The 18,468-nt window shown below is 65.4% G+C and carries 15 protein-coding genes; 5 read left to right on the forward strand and 10 right to left on the reverse strand.

Annotated features, from left to right (window positions below):
* Positions 1-14: 14 nt before the first annotated feature.
* Positions 15-923 (reverse strand): LysR family transcriptional regulator, encoded by a 909-nt coding sequence (locus tag AAHB08_RS03240; RefSeq protein ID WP_342058234.1) that lies wholly within the window; start codon positions 921-923, stop codon positions 15-17.
* Between the two features lie 496 nt (positions 924-1,419).
* Between AAHB08_RS03240 and AAHB08_RS03245 the strand changes: the two genes are divergently transcribed.
* Together AAHB08_RS03245 and yjeH are read left to right on the forward strand one after the other, a co-directional pair.
* Positions 1,420-2,712, forward strand: a complete 1,293-nt coding sequence (locus tag AAHB08_RS03245; protein WP_247627060.1) for an HAAAP family serine/threonine permease — start codon at positions 1,420-1,422, stop codon at positions 2,710-2,712.
* 135 nt (positions 2,713-2,847) lie between these two features.
* Positions 2,848-4,128: an L-methionine/branched-chain amino acid transporter gene (gene yjeH / locus AAHB08_RS03250; protein ID WP_342058083.1), complete on the forward strand. Its 1,281-nt coding sequence runs from the start codon at positions 2,848-2,850 to the stop codon at positions 4,126-4,128.
* A 59-nt stretch (positions 4,129-4,187) separates the two neighbouring features.
* On the opposite strand, the gene AAHB08_RS03255 is transcribed toward yjeH, so the two are convergent.
* The 4 genes from AAHB08_RS03255 to AAHB08_RS03270 form a co-directional block, all read right to left on the reverse strand.
* Positions 4,188-4,724, reverse strand: coding sequence for a GNAT family N-acetyltransferase (locus tag AAHB08_RS03255; protein WP_342058084.1), 537 nt, complete (start codon positions 4,722-4,724; stop codon positions 4,188-4,190).
* An 82-nt stretch (positions 4,725-4,806) separates the two neighbouring features.
* Entirely contained in the window at positions 4,807-6,546 is a 1,740-nt protein-coding gene (locus AAHB08_RS03260) for an ABC-F family ATP-binding cassette domain-containing protein (protein ID WP_342058085.1), read from the reverse strand.
* A 365-nt stretch (positions 6,547-6,911) separates the two neighbouring features.
* The gene (locus AAHB08_RS03265; protein WP_342058086.1) at positions 6,912-7,349 is read right to left on the reverse strand and encodes a PliI family lysozyme inhibitor of I-type lysozyme; all 438 of its coding nucleotides are present in this window, start codon (positions 7,347-7,349) and stop codon (positions 6,912-6,914) included.
* Positions 7,350-7,463: 114 nt separating this feature from the next.
* Positions 7,464-9,494: a M13 family metallopeptidase gene (locus AAHB08_RS03270; RefSeq protein WP_342058087.1), complete on the reverse strand. Its 2,031-nt coding sequence runs from the start codon at positions 9,492-9,494 to the stop codon at positions 7,464-7,466.
* A gap of 127 nt (positions 9,495-9,621) precedes the next feature.
* On the opposite strand from AAHB08_RS03270, the gene tilS reads away from it, so the two are divergent.
* On the forward strand, positions 9,622-10,959 hold the full coding sequence (gene tilS, locus AAHB08_RS03275; protein ID WP_342058088.1) for a tRNA lysidine(34) synthetase TilS: 1,338 nt from the start codon (positions 9,622-9,624) through the stop codon (positions 10,957-10,959).
* Between the two features lie 27 nt (positions 10,960-10,986).
* Here tilS and AAHB08_RS03280 read toward each other — a convergent pair whose 3' ends face one another.
* Entirely contained in the window at positions 10,987-11,829 is an 843-nt protein-coding gene (locus AAHB08_RS03280) for a GGDEF domain-containing protein (RefSeq protein ID WP_342058235.1), read from the reverse strand.
* A gap of 314 nt (positions 11,830-12,143) precedes the next feature.
* Here AAHB08_RS03280 and AAHB08_RS03285 point away from each other — a divergent pair, with 314 nt between their 5' ends.
* Positions 12,144-14,096 carry a cation:proton antiporter domain-containing protein gene (locus tag AAHB08_RS03285; protein WP_342058089.1) on the forward strand — a complete coding sequence of 651 codons (1,953 nt, stop codon included), beginning with the start codon at positions 12,144-12,146 and terminating at the stop codon, positions 14,094-14,096.
* A gap of 65 nt (positions 14,097-14,161) precedes the next feature.
* Here AAHB08_RS03285 and AAHB08_RS03290 read toward each other — a convergent pair whose 3' ends face one another.
* The 4 genes from AAHB08_RS03290 to AAHB08_RS03305 all read right to left on the reverse strand — a co-directional run bounded on the left by AAHB08_RS03290 (position 14,162) and on the right by AAHB08_RS03305 (position 17,673).
* The gene (locus AAHB08_RS03290; protein WP_342058090.1) at positions 14,162-15,307 is read right to left on the reverse strand and encodes a patatin-like phospholipase family protein; all 1,146 of its coding nucleotides are present in this window, start codon (positions 15,305-15,307) and stop codon (positions 14,162-14,164) included.
* 122 nt (positions 15,308-15,429) lie between these two features.
* A complete protein-coding gene (locus AAHB08_RS03295; RefSeq protein ID WP_342058091.1) occupies positions 15,430-16,287 on the reverse strand; it encodes an alpha/beta hydrolase in 858 nt (285 codons plus the stop codon).
* Between the two features lie 71 nt (positions 16,288-16,358).
* Positions 16,359-16,940, reverse strand: coding sequence for a TetR/AcrR family transcriptional regulator (locus tag AAHB08_RS03300; protein ID WP_319917181.1), 582 nt, complete (start codon positions 16,938-16,940; stop codon positions 16,359-16,361).
* 88 nt (positions 16,941-17,028) lie between these two features.
* Positions 17,029-17,673 (reverse strand): response regulator transcription factor, encoded by a 645-nt coding sequence (locus AAHB08_RS03305; protein ID WP_342058092.1) that lies wholly within the window; start codon positions 17,671-17,673, stop codon positions 17,029-17,031.
* A gap of 159 nt (positions 17,674-17,832) precedes the next feature.
* Here AAHB08_RS03305 and AAHB08_RS03310 point away from each other — a divergent pair, with 159 nt between their 5' ends.
* Positions 17,833-18,459, forward strand: a complete 627-nt coding sequence (locus AAHB08_RS03310) for a glutathione S-transferase (protein WP_342058093.1) — start codon at positions 17,833-17,835, stop codon at positions 18,457-18,459.
* Positions 18,460-18,468 lie beyond the last annotated feature (9 nt).

Raw genomic sequence — 18,468 nt, forward strand, 5'->3', positions numbered from 1 at the left:
ATGAGTAATGCTCATCAGTCTCGCGGGCTGTGGTGGGCCTTCAACATGTCTATCAGGGCCCGCAGGCCGTGGCCCAGCTGGTGGCGGCTGGGGTAGAAGAGATGGAAGCCGGCAAAGGTGGGGCTCCAATCGGCCATCACAGTCACCAGCCGACCCGCCGCCAGGGCGTCGCTCACCTCTTCCTCGTAGCAGTAGGCCAGTCCCAGACCCGCCTCGGCCGCCCCCAGATAGAGGGCGGGGGTGCTGGTGGTCAGCGGCCCGCTCACCTCTATCTCCAGCAGAGTGCCGTCGGCGGCAAAGGCCCAGCGATAGTGGTGATGGGGGGTCAGGCGATAACCGATGCAGTCGTGCTGGCTGAGCTCGGAGGGGTGCCGGGGGATGCCGCGCCTTGCCAGATAGTCGGGGGAGCCCACCACCAGATAGCGCTGCAACGGACCCAGGGGCACGGCTATCATCTCCTGGGGCAGCAGATCGCCGTAGAAGAGGGCGGCGTCATAGCCATCCTCGATGAGACGGGGCATCAGCTCCTGCTCCACCACCTCCACCTGCATGCGTGGGTAGCGCACCAGATAGTCGATAAGCACAGGGGCCAGCACCTCCTGAATGGCGGCCCTGGGCGCACAGATCTTCAGCCTGCCGACCGGCTCATCCCCGTGGCGCGTCAACTCCTCCAGCGCCTCCTCCAGCTGACCCAGGGTCGGCAGCAACTGCGTCAGCAGGCGCTCCCCCGCCTCGGTCGGCACCACGGCCCGGGTGCTGCGATTGAGCAGCCTGACTCCCAGACGACTCTCCAACCCCTTGAGGGAGTGGCTCAGGGCCGAGGCCGAGACCCCGAGTTCGAGGGCGGCCCTGCTGAAACTGCGGTGGCGGGCGACGGCGGCAAATACCGCCAGTTCGGCAAGATCGGTGCGGGTGATGGTCATGTTCAGCAAGGGGTAGTGGGGGAAAACCAAGGGTACGCCAAGGGCGGGCGGGAGACAATCGGCACGCTGTTGCGGGAGTTGTAACGGCTTTGTTGCTCTTTCAGGGGGGCCTAAAACCACCATGCATTTTTGATTTGTTAAAAAAATTTCGCAACATGGCGTACGTAATGTGATCTTGCTCGTTTGAAAGGCGACTGGAATCAAACTTTGGTTGATTAATTCAAAAAAACGCTGTGATTAATAGGGGCTTTTAACTAGAGTCAGCTCATCGGATGAGGTGGCCGTTGCCAATTTGTTAAATGGCGCGAGCGACACCCTCAGCATCACGATCTCATGCCTTCGTTTGTTGCAATTTGGTTGTCACATGGAGTGATGGCCGGATAGCCGGGGCATGAGAATAAAAAAGGACGAACAGCAGGTGTTCCAGGGAGAGGGAACCGGGCCCATGCCCACCGACTAGTAAGAATCCACTTTCCTTGATGACAGGAACATCCCTATGTCTGACATGAATATTGCAGTTGAAGGCAGCTTGAGCAAAGCCTCCTCCCGTGGCATCAACAAGGCCGATCTGGTCTGGATGCTGGGCCTGTACGGTACCGCCATCGGTGCCGGTGTCCTCTTCCTGCCGATCAATGCCGGCGTCGGTGGCCTCTGGCCGCTGGTGGCCATGCTGGTGCTGGCCCTGCCGCTGACCTTCTTCGCCCACCGCGGCCTGACCCGCTTCGTGCTGTCCGGCTCCACCCGTGATGGCGACATCACCGAAGTGGTGGAAGAGCACTTCGGCAAGACCGCAGGCAAGTTCATCACCCTGCTCTACTTCTTTGCCATCTACCCCATCCTGCTGATGTACTCGGTGGCCATCACCAACACAGTCGAGAGCCTGATGGTTCACCAGCTGGGCATGACGGCGCCTCCCCGTGCCATCCTGTCCCTGGTGCTGATCCTGGGTCTGATGGCGATCGTTCGCCTCGGCGGCCAGGTGATCGTCAAGGCGATGAGCGTGCTGGTGTTCCCCTTCGTGATCACCCTGATGGGCCTGGCGCTCTACCTGGTCCCGCACTGGAACGGTGCCATTGTGACCGAAGCGCCTGCGCTGTCCGAGGCCTTCAACGGTGACTTCATCAAGACCCTGTGGCTGGCCATCCCTGTCATGGTGTTCTCCTTCAACCACTCCCCGATCATCTCCTCCTTCGCGGTGGACAACAAGGGTCGTTACGGTGAAGGTGCCGAGAAGAAGTGCAGCAACATACTGCTGGGCGCCCACGTCATGATGGTGATGACTGTGATGTTCTTCGTATTCAGCTGCGTACTGAGCCTCTCCCCGGCGGATCTGGCGGCGGCGAAGGAGCAGAACATCTCCATCCTCTCCTACCTGGCCAACCACTTCGACAACCCGGTGATCGCCACAGTGGCACCGCTGATCGCCCTGGTTGCCATCAGCAAATCCTTCCTGGGTCACTACCTGGGTGCGCAGGAAGGCATGAACGGCCTGATGGCCAAGGCGCTGCGCGAGAAGGGCAAGAAGGTCGAGATCAAGCAGCTGAACAAGGTGACCGCGCTCTTCATGATCCTGACCACCTGGGCCATCGCCACCATCAACCCGAGCATCCTCGGCATGATCGAAGACCTGGGCGGCCCCATCATCGCCATGCTGCTGTTCCTGATGCCGATGTACGCCATCGCCAAGATCCCGGCCATGCGCAAATACGCCGGCAACATCAGCAACGGCTTCGTGACCCTGATTGGTCTGATCGCCATGTCCGGCATCATCTACAAGCTGATTGCCTGATCATTCCGGTTACGCCGTTGAATGAAGAAGCCGCCTCCCAAGAGGCGGCTTTTTTATTTGCGGCGCAGAGTGCTTAACAAAGCCGTGGCAGCGGCCTAACATGGCGGGATGTTTTTCTAGACAGGACAAAAGGATATGTCTGGGTTGAAAAAGGATCTCGGGCTCTGGCAGGGGATGGGGCTGCTCGCCACCTCATTGCTCGGCACCGGGATCTTCGTGGTGCCGGCCACCGCGGCCTCGCTGGCGGGAGGGGCCTCGCTCTGGGCCTGGGTGCTGCTCATCGTACTGGTGCTGCCCATCGCCTTCACCTTCGCCCGGCTCGGGCGCCGCTACCCCCATGCGGGCGGGGCGCCGCACCTGATTGGCCTCGCCTTTGGCAACGGCGCCGAGCGCTTCTCCGCCTTCCTGTTTCTGGCGGTGCTGCCGGTGGGGCTGCCCGCCGCCCTCACCATAGCCGCCGGTTTCTGGCACGCCCTGTTCGACATGGGGGAGTGGACCCTGTGGGCCATCCAGCTGCTGACCCTGCTCGGGGTCTTCCTGCTCGGGCTGAGGGGCGCGCGCTCCTCCGGCAACCTGCAACTGCTGATTGCCCTGGCCATATTGGGGCTGACCCTGCTCATCTGGTTCAAGGGGGATCTCAGCTGGCGTGACGCGGCCCAGCCGCTGCCGACGGCCGCCGAGTGGCCCGCCATGGGCACGGCGCTGGCGGTGATGTTCTGGTGTTTCGTCGGGCTGGAAGCCTTCGCCCACATGGGGGAGGAGTTCAAGCGGCCGGAGCGGGACTATCCCCTGGCCCTGCTCGGCGGCGTGCTGCTGGCGGGGCTCATCTACTGGGTGCACTCCCTGGTGGTGCTCAAATACGGTCTCTATGGGGACGAGGCGACCAATGCCACCGCCATCCCGGCCCTACTCTCCCTGCTGTTCGGCCCCACCGCCAAGTGGCTGGTGGCGGTGCTCGGCTACCTCTCCTGCTTTGCCAGCATCAACATCTACCTGCAAGGGTTTGCGCGCCTCATCTGGAGCATGGCGCGGGAGGGCAAGCTGCCCGCCTCCCTCTCCCGGCTCTCGGCCCGTGGGGCGCCCCTCAATGCCCTGTGCTGGGTGCTCGCCATCTGTCTGGTCTCCATCACCCTGATCCTCTGGCTCAAGCTGCCGCTCGATGAGCTTATCCGCTACGCCAACGGCAACTTCGTGCTGGTCTATCTGCTCTGCATGGCGGCGGGCTGGCGCCTGCTCGGCGGCATGGGCAAGGGGCTGGCGGGGGTGAGCGTCTTGCTCTGCGCGGCCGTGCTGGTGGCGCTCGCCTCCCAGGTGCTCTATGCGGTGGTGCTGAGTGCGGGCTACGGCTGCTTCTCCCTGTGGCGACGCAGGCGCCGTCGCTCGGCATCAGGCGAGCGTGTCTGCGCCATCAAGTAGCCGCCCAAAAAAAGCCCCGCAGTGCGGGGCTTTTTGCTGGCTATCAGATGTGGTGGTGCTTAAAGGTCTGGCAGGTCGCTGCGCAACAGGGCGTAGTGGCGCAGGGAGATAAAACCATCCCCCTTGCGCTCGCACTCCCGCGCCGTGCCTTCGTAGCGAAAGCCGGCCCGCTCCAGCAGGCGGGCGGAGGGGAGGTTGGGCTCCTCCACCACCGCCAGCAGCCGGTGCAACTCGGTGGTGCGGTAAGTGAGCGGGAGCCACAGCCGCAGCGCCGCGCTCATCACCCCCTTGCCCCAGTGCTCGGGATAGAGCCAGTAGCCCAGCTCGGCCCGCCGGTGCTGAAGGTCGGCATCGTTGTAGCCGATGGCCCCCAGCGGCTCTTTGGTGTGCTGGTTGCGAATCAGGTGCCAGGCACCGCGGCCCGTGATGTTCAGCTCGGCGTACCAATCCATCTGGGCCTGGCATGCCGCCAGGCTGTCGTAGCTGACGCCGTAGCAGGCGATGACTCGCGGATCCGACAGGCCGCGATAGACGTGGGGCAGGTCGGCCTCGGTGACGGGATCCAGCCTGATCTCTGACGGTGAAGTTGAAGTCATGAGGGCTCCTTGCGGCCAGCCGTGGCTGGCCGCTTGTGTTGAGTCAGACAGGGGGGATGGCCAAGGTGGTTCATGGCTGCGCTCATGATTCGACCAGCCCGAGCAGGCCGGCCAGCCTTGCCAGCTCATGGCGCCACTCTTGCTGCAGCCGCGGAGTCTGGTGCCTGGGCTTGCGGGCGAGATCGGCGGCCAGCAGGGCATCGAGCTCATACCAGCGGGCCAGCAGGGCCTCTTCGTTATCCGGCGGGCCGGCCGAGGCCTGCCCCATGGCGGGGGCGGCCAGGCTTGCCTTGTCTGCAGCCAACGAGGGCGCATCGCCGAGCAGCTCGGCATAGGCCCGCTCGGCACTGTGGGCCTCCTGGATGCGCCCGTCTCTGATCAGCCAGAAGCGGTTGCAGCTGCGCTCGATCAGATCCCGGTCGTGGGAGACCAGCAAGACGCCCCCTGGGAAGGCGTTCAAGGCCTCGGCCAGCTCCTCCTTGCCCGCCAGATCCAGGTGGTTGGTGGGCTCATCGAGCCAGAGCAGATGGTGGCTCGCCAGGGAGAGGGCGAGGAACAGCAGCCTGGCCCGCTCACCCCCGCTCAAGGCGTGCACCCGCTGGCCATGGCGGGAGTAGGGGAAGCCCGCGCGGATCAGCGCCTGGCGCCGTGTCACCTCCGGCAAGGGGGCCAGGGGATAGAGGGCGTCGCTCAGGGTGGCGTCGCCATCCAGCTGCTGCAGGGACTGATCGTAGTAGGCGATGCTGGCGCCTGGGTGGCGATACCAGCCCTCACCCGGCCCTTGTTCGCATACCTCGCGCCAGCACTGGCGCAGCAGGGAGGACTTGCCGGTGCCGTTGGCGCCGAGCAGGGCGACCCTGTCGCCGGCCCGCAACCAGAGATCCTCGGCCCGCAGCAGGGGTGGCAAGCCGGGGGCGGGGCGCACCTCGAGGGCTTCCAGTCGCAGCAGGGCATCGGCGGGCAGTGCCTGCCCGTGCAGCTCGAGGCGCCAAGGGGCTGGCGCCGCGACCTGGCTCTGCTCCTCCTGCAGGCGGGTGATGCGTTTCTCCATGGACTTGGCCTGGCGCACCAGCTTCTCGTTGTCATGCTCCCGTCCCCAGATGGCGAGGCGCTTGCTGCTGGCACTCAGGCGATCTATCTCCTTCTGCTCGTCGGCCCGGCGCAGGCGGGCCTGCTCGTCCTCTTCGGCCAGCGCCACCCTGGCCTGACTGCAGGGCAGGGCGAAGCGATGGAGTCGCCCGTCCCGCAGGATCAGGGTCTCGCGGGTCACCCGATCGAGCAGGCGGGCATCGTGGGAGACCAGCACCAGGGCGCCCCGCCAGCCCAGGAGGAACTGCTCCAGCCAGAGCAGGGCGGGCAGGTCCAGGTGGTTGCTGGGTTCATCGAGCAGCAGCAGGTTCGGCTGGCGCAGCAGGGCGCGGCCTATCTGCAACCGGGTATGCTGGCCGCCGCTCAGGGCGCTGGCGGGGAGCTCGGCCTGCTCTTCGAGCTGCAACTCGGTCAGCATCTTGTCCACCTGCCAGTCGGCGGCAGGGTCACCCCCCAGGGCATCCTGCAGCACGGCCCGGGTGCCGAGCCCTTGCAGCCTGGAGGGCAGGTGCTGGGCCACGAACTCGCAGCGGCAGGGGGCGGCCTGCTGCACCCGTCCGTCATGGGGTTGCAGCTCACCGGCCAGCAGGGCGAGCAGTGTGCTCTTGCCGCAGCCATTGGCGCCAATCAGGCCCAGGCGATCGCCGCTCTGGATGCCGAGATCGAGGTGGTCAAACAAGGGGAGGTGTCCCGCAGTCATCTGCAGGGAGTGGGTACTCATCAGTGTCGTCATGCTCTTGCTCTCTAAAATGGCGGGATCGGAGATCCCTGTCATCAGGAGCGCTGGCGACAACGGTCGAGAAAGGTCTCGGTGTGGAAGGAGTCGGCTTTGCTCGAACCCGCTATCGCAGCGCGATGGTATGCAGGCAAGAGCGGGCGAATGTGCCGAACAGGCGAGCCGAGAACATCGGACACGCTTGGATAACCATTTTTTACCTCCTTGTGTATAGTGATGGCCGGGTGAGGCGATTATAAGCGCATAAAAAACAGCCGTCTATCGGAGGGCCAGCCTCAGGATCGCTGGGGGGATCCGGTGAAAAGAGGGGTGGTAACAGCAAAACGCCCCGCGGGGCGGGGCGTTGTGATGGCGGTGGCGGCTCAGTCGCGGGGTGTCTTGAGCGCCTGGATCACATCTTCATTGGGGGCCAGTCCCTCCACGTGGTTGAAGCTCTCCAGCCCCTCCTGCCCATTGATGGTGAAGGCGTCGGCGCTCTGGTAGCTGCCGCTGCCGGCGCTCTCCACCAGGACGATGAGCTCGGGCTGCTTGTCACCGTTGAGATCCAGCAACTTGAGCGCCTTGATGCTGCCATCGCGGGGCATCACCTTGCCGTCGATGAACTGATCCAGCGGAAACTGGGGGTTGGCGCCTGAATAGAGACGCACGTCGTAGCTGCCGGTGGAGGCGGGTTCGCCGCGCCCCTCGCCGACTGTGAGCACCTGGCCCGTGGGCAGCGTCAGCTGCTGGAAGAATCCCTCCGCCGCCTGGGTGGTCAGGGGCAGGCTGAGCAGGCCGAGAGTAATGAGTAAGGCTTTCATGGATGTGACCCTTGTTGCTGCTTGTCTTGCTGTGTCAGTGGGCAGGGGCCTGGCCCCCGCCCTGTCTGTGGCCGACCCGGGCCGGCGCTCGGCCAGCCCCTGTCGACCTCGTGTTTACCATATCTTGACCCGTTTGGCCGGGTCCAGATAGAGCTTGTCACCCGGCTGGATGTTGAACGCCTCGTAGAAGGCGGGGATGTTCGGCACCACGCCGTTGACCCTGTACTCGGGCGGCGAGTGGGGATCCGAGGCGAGCAGCATCTGCATCAGCTCGGGGCGATACATGCCCTTCCACACCTGGGCCCAGCCGAGGAAGAAGCGCTGCTCCCCGGTGAAGCCGTCCAGCACCGGGGCCTCCTTGCCATCCAGCGACAGCAGGTAGGCCTTGTGGGCTATGGTGAGGCCGCCGAGATCGCCGATGTTCTCCCCCAGGGTGAACTGGCCGTTGACGTACTGCCCCTTGATGGGCTCGAAGCGGTTGTACTGGGCCACCAGCCGGCTGGTGCGGAAGCGGAACTCCTTGAGATCCTGGGGCGTCCACCAGTCGCGCATCACGCCGTCACCGTCGGACCTGGCCCCCTGATCGTCGAAACCGTGGCCCATCTCGTGACCGATGACCCCGCCGATGGCGCCGTAGTTCACGGCGTCGTCCGCGCTCATGTCGAAGAAGGGGGGTTGTAGTATGGCGGCCGGGAAGACGATCTCGTTGTTGCTCGCGTTGTAGTAGGCGTTCACCGTCTGGGGCGACATGTGCCACTCGTCCCTGTCCACCGGCTTGCCGAGGCGAGCCAGGCTGTCGGCATATTCGAAGGCGCGGGCCCGCTGCAGGTTGCCCACCAGATCATCGGCGCGGATCTCGATGGCGCTGTAGTCCTTCCACTTGTCCGGGTAGCCTATCTTGGGCCTGAACTTGGCGAGTTTCTCCAGGGCCTGGGTCTTGGTGGCCGGCGACATCCAGTCCAGCTCCTGGATGCTCTGGCCGTAGGCGGTGCGCAGGTTCTCCACCAGCTGCTCCATGCGGGCCTTGGCTTCTGGCGGGAAGTAGCGCTCCACATAGAGCTTGCCCACCGCCTCCCCCAGGTTGTTGTCCAGTACCCCCAGGGCCCGCTCCCAGGGGGCGCGCTGCTTGGGGGTGCCGCTCAAGGTAGTGCCGAAGAAGGCGAAGTTCTGGGCATCGGTCTGGCTGTCGAGGTAGGGGGCGAAGTCGGTGATGAGCTGCCACTTGAGGTAGGCCTGCCAGTCGCCCATGGGGGTCTGCTTCATCACCTCGTCCAGGGCCGTGAGGTAGCTCGGCTGGCCTATGATGAGGCTCTGCTGGCCGCTCAAGCCGGCCTGATCCAGATAGCTGTTCCAGTCGATGCTGGGGGCTAGGCGCCTGAGCTCGCCGACGGGGGCCTTGTTGTAGTTCTTCTGCCGATCCCGCAGGGCGACGTTGTCCCACTGGATCTGGGCGAGCCGGGTCTCCAGGGCCAGGATGCGCTTGGCCTTGGCCCCCGCATCCGCCTCGCCGAAGCGGCTCAGCATGCCGGCGATGTGCTGCTCGTATTTCTGGCGCAGCGCCTGGCTGGCGGCATCCTGCTTGAGGTAGTAGTCCCGGTCCGGCAGGCCGAGCCCGGATTGATAGAGGTAGACCGCATAGCTGTCCGGCGCCTTGGCGTCCGCGTCTATCCAGAAGCCGAAGGGGGCGCTGCCCCCCAGCTTGCCGGCGCGGGCGAAGGCCTGGGCCAGCCCCTGCTGGTCATGGATCTGATCGATGTCGCCGAGCAGGGGCAGCAGGGGCGTGGTGCCCCTGGCGTTGCGGGTGGCCTGATCCAGATAGCTTTGGTAGAGGTCGTGGATCTGCTGGGCCGGGGTGCCGGTGGCGGCCTTGCCGTCCAGCCCTTCCACCAGCACCCGCACGTCTGCCAGGGACTTGTCCCGCAGCAGGTAGAAGGCGCCGTCGGCGGGCCTGTCGTCCGGGATCTTGGCGGTGGCCAGCCAGTGGCCGTTCACGTAGCGGAAGAAGTCGTCACCGGGCTTGACCCTGGTGTCCATGTTGGCCAGCGCGAGGCCGGAGTGCTTGTCTGCCTGGTCCGGTCCCTGACTGCAACCGGCCAGCAAGGCCAGCCCGATGAGGCCGGCAAGTATGCTTTTCTTATTGTTCATTGTCTGATTCCAATTCGGGTTACTCAGCGTCCCGGCCCAGGTCGGGAGGAGACTCACTCTAGCAGTCGGGTTAGCGCTTGATAAGCCCGAGTCTGCTAAGATCGGCCTGGTCGTATTGGGGAAGCCTATGATTTCTCGTGTTTATTCTCGTTTTTGTCAGACTCTGCCCGCGCCGGAAGGTTCCCGGGGCCTGCTGGTGGCCTTCAGTGGCGGGCTCGACTCCACGGTGCTGCTGGTGCTGGCGGCGCGTTTTGCCCGGGAGCAGGGCCTTGCCCTGCGTGCCCTGCACGTCCACCACGGCCTGAGCCCTCACGCCGATCACTGGGTGGCCCATTGTGAAGGGGTGTGCCGGCAACTGGGAGTGCCTCTCATGGTCGAGCGGGTGCAACTGCAGCGGGGCAGCGGCGACAGCCTGGAGGCCCAGGCGCGGGAGGCCCGCTACCAGCGCCTCGCCGCATGCCTGGGGGAGGGGGAGTGGCTGCTCACCGCCCATCATCAGGACGATCAGCTGGAGACCCTGCTGCTGGCGCTCAAGCGCGGCGCCGGACTGCGGGGGCTGGCGGGCATGGTGCCGGACCAGCCCTTCGCCGGCGGCCGCTTGCTGCGCCCGCTGCTCGAGGTCAGCCGGGCCGAGCTGGCGGCGCTGGCCGAGACCCTGCCCTATGGCTGGGTGGAGGATGAGAGCAACCAGGATGTGAGCTACGATCGCAACTTCCTGCGCCAGCAGCTCATTCCCCAGCTCAAGGCGCGCTGGCCCGCCATGGCCCAGACGGCGGCGCGCAGCATGGCCCTGTGCGCCGAGCAGGAGGCCCTGATCAACGAGCTGGCGGAGGCGGACTGGCAACAGGCCGGGGAGCGCGATGCGCTGCGCATCGAGGCGCTGCGGCCGCTCTCTCCGGTGCGGCGCAACAACCTGCTGCGCCACTGGATCCGCCGCCAGGGGGGGGAGATGCCGTCCCGGGAACTGCTGGGGCTGCTGTGGCAGGAGGTGGCGCTGGCGCGCGAAGACGCCAACCCCAGGCTGAGCCTGCAGGGACTGGAGTGCCGCCGCTTTCAGGGGCGACTCCATCTGGTGCCGCCCGGCCTTGTCCCCCGTGAGGAGGTGCTGCCCATCCGGGTGGGAGAGACGCTCTGCCTGCCGGACGGGCTGGGGACCTTCAGGCTGCTGTCATCGGATGGGGCAGAAGGGCTGCGCCCGCCACGGGCGGACGAGCCCCTGTCGGTGCGCTTCCAGGTGGCGCCAGGCGTCATGCTCAAGCCGGTGGGGCGGGTGGGCAGCCGGCGCCTGAAGAAGCTGCTGCAAGAGTACGGGGTGCCCTCTTGGCAACGGGGGCGCATTCCCATCCTCTATTACGGGGAGCAGGTGGCGCTGGTGGCCGGACTCTTCGTCTGCGACGGATTTCTGGCGTCCGGGAGGGGCATCAAGGGAGACTGGCTACGGGCCGTCACCCCGGAACTTGACTGAACGCCGCCGAGGGAGTGCCAGGCCGCCCTATTCGGACGGCCCTGTCACGCCGGCCTTCTTGCGGGCGTAGAGGTGGGCATCCGCCGTGGCATAGAGGCGCTGCACGTCCATGCCAGAGTGCCAGCTGGCGGCCCCCAGGCTGCAGCCCACCGAGAAGGCGCTGAGCTCCTTGTGGCTGTGCAGCACATGTTGCAGCCGCAGCCAGACCGGGCGCCAGGCCTCGGGATCGGCGGGTTGCAGCAGCAGGGCGAACTCGTCGCCACCGAGGCGAAACGCCTGATCCGTACCACGGATGCAGCCCTGCAGCAGCTGGGCGAAGCGGCTCAGCACCAGATCCCCCACCGGATGGCCCCAGGTGTCGTTGACCTGTTTGAAGCGATCGAGATCCAGCAGCACCAGCACCAGACCGTGGGGCTCCCGGCAGTGTTGCTCCACCGCCCGGCCTATGGCCTCGTCGAAATAGGAGCGGTTGCCAAGCCCGGTCAGGTGATCGAGCCGCACCTGCTGTTCCAGCCGACTCAGCCGCAGATAGAGCGGCAGGGGCAGGCAGAACAGCTGGTGATATTGCCCCAGCTGCCGCCGCTGGCTGTCGCTCAGGGGCTGCTCCAGCTCGTATTGCAGCTGTCCGAGCAACTGCTCGTGCTGGCCGCGCAGCTCGAAGCGATAGCTATGCAGCACCTGCCGGGCCTGGGGGGCGTGGGCGATGAGGCTGTGGGGCTGGCCGCAATCGAGGTGGAGCGTGTGGATCCGGACAATCTTTGCCACCCGCTCGGCAAAGATTGCCAGCAGGGCGTCAAGATCCCGTTGCCTCAGCAGCTCCTGAAGCTGCTGATAAGTATCCTGCCCGGTCAGCGGCGTGAGCCGCTCCATCTGCTGAACCCACTGCTCTATGCCATGTCCGAAGCCGTTCAAAGACGATGTGTTTTCCACGTTGCAGCCTTACACCTCTCCACTCATTGACCGGTTTCGTGCAATCTCCGTGCCCAAAATATGTTCGATGGAAAACAAAGGGGCTGGCTAGGCTTAGCAACATGAAACGAGAGGGGAAATAACCCCTGTGCGCCGCTGGCCGCGTGCCCGTGGCCAGGTCGGGATCCTGCCCCGCAGCGACGAGGGCCGGAGAGTGCCAGGGGCCAGAGGCACCGCTTCTTCGGGCCATGGGGACAGATAAGAGGGAGGGATGTGTGTACGCCGATGTGTTGATCCTGCTGCTCTCTGCCGTTCTGCTGGTGGCCATCTTCCGACGCCTCGGCCAGCCGGTGATCCTCGCCTACCTGTTCGTCGGCATGCTGCTCGGCCCCCACGGCGCGGCCATCGTCACCGGGCAGGCCATGATGCAGACCATAGGGGAGCTCGGCATCGTCTTCCTGATGTTCTCCCTCGGCCTCGAGTTCTCGCTGCCGCGCCTGCTCGCCATGCGCAAGCTGGTGCTGGGGGTCGGCGGCCTGCAGGTGCTGCTCACCTCATTGCTGTTCTTCTGGCTCGGCTGGTGGTGGGGCCTGAGTCTCCCCCAGGCGCTGGTGGTGTCCGGCACCCTGGCCCTCTCCTCCACCGCCGTGGTGATCAAGCAGCTCGGGGAGTTGCAGCAACTCCATACCCGGCGTGCCCAGCTCGGGGTGAGCGTCCTGCTGTTTCAGGATCTGGCGGTGGTGCCGCTGCTGGTGATGATCCCCATCCTGGCCCAACCCGAGGTGCAGGGCAGTGCCCTGCTGGCGGAGGTGGCCTGGGCCTCCCTCAAGGGGCTGTTCGCCCTGTCGGTGCTGCTCGCGGTGGGAAAGTGGCTGCTGCCCATGGTGTTTCACGAGGTGGCGCGGGCGCGCTCCGACGAGCTGTTCGTGCTCAGCACCCTGCTGGTGGCTCTGCTGGCGGCCTCCCTCACCCAGTGGATGGGGCTCTCCATGGCACTCGGGGCCTTCCTGGCCGGCATGATGCTGGGGGAGTCCCACTACCGCCATCAGCTGGAGGTGGACATCAAGCCGTTTCGGGACGTGCTGCTGGGGCTCTTCTTCATCACCATCGGCATGACCATGGAGTGGACACTGGTGGCGAACGCCTGGTGGCAGGTGCTGCTCTGCGTACTCGGGCTCATCCTGTGCAAGTCGCTGCTGGTGCTGCTGGCGGGCCGGCTGATGGGGGAGCGCAAGCGCGATGCCATGGCGGCCGGCATCATGCTGAGCCAGGTCGGCGAGTTCGGCTTCGTGCTGCTGGCGCTGGCGAGCCACCATGGCCTGCTCGGCCACGAGATGGTCTCCCTGCTCATCGGCGTCGGCGTCATCACCATTTCTCTTACCCCCTGGCTGGTGCAGCGGGCCCTGGGGTTGGCCCACTCCCTCACCGACGCGGCCCTGCTTTCCCGCGCCGGGGTCGCCCAGTCAGGGCTCAGCAAGCACCAGCACGTCATCATCGCCGGCTTCGGGCGCACCGGGCAGACCTGCGCCCGCTTCCTCAAGCTCGAGGAGATCCCCTTTCTCGCGCTGGATCTCGATCCCGAGCGGGTGAGCGAGGCCAAGCTGGCGGGGGAGCAGGTGGCATTCGGTGATGCCAGCCGGCGCGACATCCTGCTGGCGGCCGGTCTGATGCGGGCCCGCCTGGTGATCATCACCTTCGACGACCGCAAGCGGGTCGATGCCATGCTGATGCAGATCCGGGCGCTGGCGGGGGATCTCAAGGTGCTGGTGCGCACCCGGGACGACAGCTTCCTCGAGCACTACAAGCAGGCCGGGGCCTTCGAGGTGATTCCTGAGTCCCAGGAGGGGGCCCTGATGCTGGTCTCCCACCTGCTGGTCAACTGCGACGTCCCCCTAGGCCGGGTGATCCGGCGCATGGAGCACGAGCGCAGCAGCCAGTACCGCTTCCTGCACGGCTTCTACTGGGGGGATCAGAGTGCGGGCAACCTGGAGACGGATCAGTTGCTGGAGCGGCTGCACCCTGTGCTGCTGCACGATCAGGCCTGGGCTGTGGGGCGCCGGGTGCGGGAATTGCCCCTGGGGGAGGTGCGTATCAAGGCGGTACATCGCGGGGAGCGCAGCCTGGAGCCGAGGGCCGATCTGAGGCTGGTGGCGGGGGATCGGCTGGTGCTGTTTGGGACGGCCGTGGCCATGGAGCAGGCGGAGCAGCGCCTGCTGGAGGGGCACTAGCTCTACCTTCAACAGGCTTGAGGGCCCGAGCCCAGGTGGCGGCTATCCCTGGTGACGTAGCCTGTTCAGGCCTCCTCGCGGATCCGCTCTTCAATGTCGAGGAAGGACTCGATGTGCTGGCGCTGATCCAGCGCATCCTGATACCCCAGACTTATCAGCTGCTGGCAGTACCCCGGGTGAAACATCAGGAAGCTGGCCAGGCTGCTGCTCTCCTGGCCGTTCACCCCCAGCACCCGCAGCAGGCGACGCAACTGGGTCGGCAGCCTGGGCAGGTAGTCGAGGGCGATGAGATCCAGATCCTGGCTCGGCCTGATGACGCAGGTCTCCACCTGGCGCAGCTTCAGACGGTTGCGCTCCCGCGCCGGGATGAGGGAGAGGGTCTGGTTGATGCGCCCCAGCCGCTCCAGATCCGAATTGAGGGTGTCGGAGAAGACGGTGTTGAGCAGGTGGCTGGCAATGTTGGAGCTGGTCAGGTGGCTCTGACGGGGGGGGGCGCCCTCCTGACGGGGGGAGTCCAGGGTCACCAGCAGGATCCGCTCCGCCCCCAGGTGAATGGCGGGGCTCAGCGGGCTCAGCTGGTGGATGGAGCCGTCACCGTAGAAGCGCTCGCCGATGGGGGTGGCCGGAAAAACGAAGGGCAGGGCCGATGAGGCCAGCAGATGATCCGAGGTGAGCAGGGTGCGCAGGCCGCGCCGCCTGGCCCGCTCCCAGGGCTGATGCTCGGCCCGCCCCTGGAAGAAGGTGGTGGAGAGGCCGTCGTCATAGTCGGAGGCGGTGATGGCGATGGCCTCCAGACTGCCGTAGAGGATGTTGTCATCGATGCGGTGATAGTCGATGAGCTGATCCAGCAGGCGGCGCAGGGGGGCGTTGTCGAACAGGTGGAAGGCGCGGTTGCTCTGGGGGCTGATGAGACCGGCCGAGCCCTGATAGAGGGTGCGCCACAGTAGCTGGCAGGGATGGAAGTCGAAGATGTGATGGGTCTCGAAGCGGCGCCAGACCCACTCCAGCTTGCGCACCCCCAGGTGAAAACAGGAGGCGTAGCAGGCCAGTGCCGTGATGTTGAGGGCCCCCGCCGAGGTGCCGCACAAAATGGGGAAGGGGATGCCGAGGTTGCGGGGGTAGAGCTCGGCCACCGCCTTGAGGACGCCGACCTGATAGGCGGCGCGAGCACCACCACCGGTCAACAGGAGAGCTGTATTGGGTTTGGCCATGCTGCTGCGCCTTATTGTGATTGCAAGGGCGGGTTGCCACCGCGCAATTTAACTATAAGACGTTGTATCCCGGATAAAAATGGGCCGCCTCATCATTTTTTGAGGCGACCGGTGCGCCGGGATCAGGCCGTGCCCCTGGGCTGGGTCAGCTGATCGAAGGCGGCGAAGACGGGCGGGCTCGCCAGGATGCGACCATGGCCTAGCCCACGGGTACTGACCAGCCGGGTACGGCCATCCTCTACCGCCCGCAACGAGTCCTTATGGGGGGCGAACCTGTCCTCCTCGTCGTGAACGATAAGGGCCGCCCCCTGGCGACGGGCGAGGCGACCCAGGGGATCGACAGTGCTCAGGGGATGCTGGTATTCGTGCTCTATCTCCTTGACCACAGCATCGAACAGCCGGATGGAGTAGCCGGAGCGGGCCACCATGCCATAGAGCTGGGGCACGTAGTCGAGCACGGGCGAGATGAGCAGCAGCGGCAGCGCGTCGAGGGCGGGGTGGTGGCTGCTGAGGGTGACGGCGCCCCCCATGCTGTGGGTGATGACTCCCTGGACCGGGCCGACGCGCGCGAGGATCTCGTCGAAGGCGCGCACGAAGCGGGGCAGGTGCCCCGTGCTGCCCTCGCTCTGGCCGTGGGCGGGGTGATCATAGGCCAGCGCCGTGAAGCCCTGGGCCGCGATGTGGTTCATCAGCGGGTAGAACTGGCTGGCACTGCCGGACCAGCCATGCATCAGCAGCCAGACCGGACCCTGGCCGAGCCGATAGCTCATCAGGGTGCCCTCGCCGGTGTGGATGGCCTGCTGCACCAGACCGGCGGGGGCGACGACCTCCCGGGTGGGGCGCTGGGGGGTGAGCAGCAACTTGCTGGCGGTGCGTTTGGCGTGGGCCGGAGCCAGCGCATGGTGCAGACGGGTGCCAAGCCCCAGCAGCAACTTGCTCGGGCTGACGCGGCGGGTGTTGAAATAGATCTTGCTGCTCATGGTCATCCTGTGGTTTTTATGTGCGAACGGTCGTGCTTTTTTGTCTGTTTTTAAAAAGAAGGGCCAGCACCTCAGCGCCAGCTGGTCAGCAGATCTTCCACCTCGGGCCAGAAGTGGCGGGCCGGATCCTGACACAAGTCCAGGGCATTGAACACCTGATCTCCCAGATAGAGGCCATAGAGCCGGTAGACGGCGCGCCAGGGATCCAGATCCCTGCGCCACTCTCCCTTCTCCTGGCCCTGTACCACCTGGCGAGCCAGGTAGTCGAGCCAGAAGCGCACCAGCTGGCGGGCCGCCTGTTGCACCTCCCCCTCCTGGGCCGAGGTCCAGGCGTCGAGGAACATGCAGCGTCCGGCAAAGCTCTGGTTCCAGGCCAGCCAGGCCCGCAGCAGGGCCAGCAGTTTCTCCTGCTGGGTGCCGTGTTGCTGCTGGCGCACCGGCTGGATCACCCGCTCCCTGAACACCTCGGCGGAATGGGTGAGCACGGCGATCTGCAGGTTGTCGCGAGACTGGAAATGGGCAAACAGGCCGCTCTTGGACATCTCGCACGCACTGGCCAGGGAGCCTATGGTCAGGCTCTCCAGCCCTTGCTGGCTCGCCTGCTCGAAGGCTGTCTGCAAAATGGTGTCGCGGGTCAGGCGGCCCTTGCTCATCGCACTCTCCTCTCTGGGTTCTGCAGCATAAAGTACGATCGTGCTAATTGTCGAGCCATAAACCGCCATAGTGGTGAAGACAAGGGGCTCAGCTGTCCTTGATGCCCATCTGCTGCAGGGCGATGACCGCCTGGGTGCGGTTCTTGACCCCGAGCTTGCGGAAGATGGCGGTGATGTGTGCCTTGATGGTGGCTTCGGAGACGTTGAGCTCCCAGGCGATCTGCTTGTTGAGGCTGCCGTCCCGCAGCATGATCAGCACCTTGTATTGCTGGGGGGTGAGGTTGGCCAGCTTGCTGGCGAAATCGGGGCCATCCTCGGACTCGGGGTGGAGGGAGATCCCTTCCGGCACCCAGTTATCCCCTCCGATCACCGTATTGAGGGCGCTGACCAGCTCCTTCATGGGCACCGACTTGGGAATGAAGCCGAGCGCGCCGAGTCGCAGCACCTGCTGGATGATGGCAGCATCTTCCGAGGCGGAGACCACGACGATGGGGAGATCCGGGTACTGGCCACGCAGATAGGCCAGCCCCTCGAAGCCGTTGGCGCCGGGCATCTTGAGATCGAGCAGCAGCAGATCGACTTCCGGGTGCTCCGCGAGCAGGTGGGTCAGGCTGTCGATAGAGTCGGCCTCCAGCAGCCTGGCCTCATCGATGGCCATGTGCACCGCTTGATAGAGGGCGCCCCGAAACAGGGGGTGGTCATCTGCGATGACGATGGTAAATTGGCTGTCCATTGCTCACATTTTTTCTAACTGATTGTTTTGAAAAATCAAATTAGCACTGCTCCCCAAGGGGGTCAAACCCGCGGGTGCGCAAATGTGAGGCGACCGTCGGATGTCGTGCCAGCGGGGCCGACGGGATGGTCATGAACAACCCAACGCAGGAGGCAATCCATGGGATCCCTGGTATTGACGGTAGGCACTGGTTCCACCTGGGCGATGCGGGCGTCGCTGGTGCTCGCCATGAGCGGTCTGGAGTGGCAGGAGCAGGTGTTCGATCTGGAGGATGCCAAGGCGTTGGCGCGGCTCAAGCGCACGGCGCCGGCCGGGCTGGTGCCCTGGCTGGATGACGGCGAGCTGCGGATCCACGACTCCCTCGCCATCGCCGAGTATCTCCACGAGCTGTGCCCGTCGCGCCACCTCTACCCCCTGGACCGGGCCGAGCGGGCATTGGCCCGCAGCCTCTGCGCCGAGTTGCACTCGGGCTTTGGCCAGATCCGCAGCCGTCTGCCCTTCTTCCTCGGCGCACCGGCCCAGAGCGAGCCCCCGGTGGAGACCCTGGGGGAGCTGGCCCGGCTGCAGACGCTCTGGTCACAGGCTCGGGGGCCCTTCTACTTTGAGGAGGCGGGGATCCTCGATGCCTTCTATGCCGTGATGGCCTATCGGCTGGCGAGCTATGGCATTTCGCTGCCCGGTCAGGCGGGGGCCTATCAGCAAGCCTTGCTGGCCTGGCCCCTGTGGCAGGAGACCCTGGTCAAGGCGCGGCTGCAGTGGCCGGCCATCGCCCGCCAGCCGGCATGAGGTGAACGT

This window comes from Aeromonas sp. OTU364 (genome assembly GCF_038440395.1).
Classification (GTDB): domain Bacteria; phylum Pseudomonadota; class Gammaproteobacteria; order Enterobacterales; family Aeromonadaceae; genus Aeromonas.

Coding starts and splice junctions, on each gene's coding strand:
- AAHB08_RS03240 (WP_342058234.1), bottom strand. CDS start 923: ATGACCATCACCCGCACCGATCTTGCCGAACTGGCGGTATTTGCCGCC.
- AAHB08_RS03245 (WP_247627060.1), top strand. CDS start 1,420: ATGTCTGACATGAATATTGCAGTTGAAGGCAGCTTGAGCAAAGCCTCC.
- yjeH (WP_342058083.1), top strand. CDS start 2,848: ATGTCTGGGTTGAAAAAGGATCTCGGGCTCTGGCAGGGGATGGGGCTG.
- AAHB08_RS03255 (WP_342058084.1), bottom strand. CDS start 4,724: ATGACTTCAACTTCACCGTCAGAGATCAGGCTGGATCCCGTCACCGAG.
- AAHB08_RS03260 (WP_342058085.1), bottom strand. CDS start 6,546: ATGACGACACTGATGAGTACCCACTCCCTGCAGATGACTGCGGGACAC.
- AAHB08_RS03265 (WP_342058086.1), bottom strand. CDS start 7,349: ATGAAAGCCTTACTCATTACTCTCGGCCTGCTCAGCCTGCCCCTGACC.
- AAHB08_RS03270 (WP_342058087.1), bottom strand. CDS start 9,494: ATGAACAATAAGAAAAGCATACTTGCCGGCCTCATCGGGCTGGCCTTG.
- tilS (WP_342058088.1), top strand. CDS start 9,622: ATGATTTCTCGTGTTTATTCTCGTTTTTGTCAGACTCTGCCCGCGCCG.
- AAHB08_RS03280 (WP_342058235.1), bottom strand. CDS start 11,829: ATGGAGCGGCTCACGCCGCTGACCGGGCAGGATACTTATCAGCAGCTT.
- AAHB08_RS03290 (WP_342058090.1), bottom strand. CDS start 15,307: ATGGCCAAACCCAATACAGCTCTCCTGTTGACCGGTGGTGGTGCTCGC.
- AAHB08_RS03295 (WP_342058091.1), bottom strand. CDS start 16,287: ATGAGCAGCAAGATCTATTTCAACACCCGCCGCGTCAGCCCGAGCAAG.
- AAHB08_RS03300 (WP_319917181.1), bottom strand. CDS start 16,940: ATGAGCAAGGGCCGCCTGACCCGCGACACCATTTTGCAGACAGCCTTC.
- AAHB08_RS03305 (WP_342058092.1), bottom strand. CDS start 17,673: ATGGACAGCCAATTTACCATCGTCATCGCAGATGACCACCCCCTGTTT.
- AAHB08_RS03310 (WP_342058093.1), top strand. CDS start 17,833: ATGGGATCCCTGGTATTGACGGTAGGCACTGGTTCCACCTGGGCGATG.